The sequence below is a fragment of the Mycobacterium sp. 1245852.3 genome (assembly GCF_001669335.1).
In the GTDB taxonomy this organism is placed as follows: domain Bacteria; phylum Actinomycetota; class Actinomycetes; order Mycobacteriales; family Mycobacteriaceae; genus Mycobacterium; species Mycobacterium europaeum_A.
The window spans coordinates 1-1048 of sequence record NZ_LZLL01000304.1; the positions used below are offsets into that span (position 1 = coordinate 1).

Consider the following 1048-nt stretch of genomic DNA (forward strand, 5'->3'; position numbering starts at 1 on the left):
CAGCGCCGCCGCGGCCGGGTCCACCGACCCGCTGCAGACCGGCGTGCGGCTGGGGCTGATACCGACGGTGGCGCCCTATGTGCTGCCGACCGTGCTGGCCGGCGTCGCCGAGCGGCTGCCGGGCCTGACGTTGCGGGTGACCGAAGACCAGACCGAACGGCTGTTGGCGGTGCTGCGTGAGGGCGCACTGGATGCGGCCCTGATCGCCCTGCCCGCCGAGGGTGCCGGTGTCACCGCGATCCCGATCTACGACGAGGATTTCGTCCTCGCCCTACCGCCCGGCCATCCGCTGGCTGGCAAGCGCCGGGTTCCGGCGACCGCCCTGGCCGACCTGCCGCTGCTGTTGCTGGACGAAGGCCACTGCCTGCGTGATCAAGCACTCGACGTCTGTCACAAGGCGGGGGTGCGGGCAGAGCTGGCCAATACCCGGGCGGCCTCCCTGGCGACCGCGGTGCAATGCGTGACCGGCGGCCTGGGCGTCACGCTCATTCCACAGAGCGCGGTGCCGGTCGAGGCCTCGCGCAGCCGCCTGGGCCTGGCGCAGTTCGCCGCACCCCGCCCGGGGCGGCGGATCGGCTTGGTCTACCGGTCATCGAGCGGGCGCGACGAGTCCTATCGCCGGCTGGCCGAGCTGATCGGCACAGTGATCAGCAGCCAGCACCAGGTGCGGCTGGTGAAGTAGGCCTACCCGGTGCCCGCCCCGGGTAGGTTCTGCCTATGGAAAAGGTGATCGCGGTGCTCAGGCGGGCCGAGCCGGATGACGCGTGGTGTGCCCGGCAACGGGGTCACGTCGCCGACGCGCTGCTGCAACTGGGCGTCGCCGGGCTGCAGATGAATGTTCGGGACAGCACCGTGCGCCACTCGCTGATGACGCTGACCACCCTGGACCCGCCGGTCGCGGCGGTGGTGAGCATGTGGACCCAGCAGTGCTACGGCGAGCAGATGACGGCGGCGTTCAAATTCCTCGCCCAGGAATGTGAACAGCTCGCCGCGTATCTGGTGACCGAATCCGTCCCGCTGATGGCTCCAACCGTCGAATCCGGCGCTC

At 70.5% G+C, this 1048-nt stretch carries 1 protein-coding gene and 1 pseudogene; both read left to right on the top strand.

From position 1 onward, the window contains the following. A partial coding sequence (locus tag A9W96_RS13725; RefSeq protein WP_067140438.1) for a LysR substrate-binding domain-containing protein occupies window positions 1–682 on the top strand: 682 nt, incomplete at its 5' end. A gap of 35 nt (window positions 683–717) precedes the next feature. After that, window positions 718–1048: pseudogene (locus tag A9W96_RS13730) on the top strand (hypothetical protein); the annotation flags it as partial.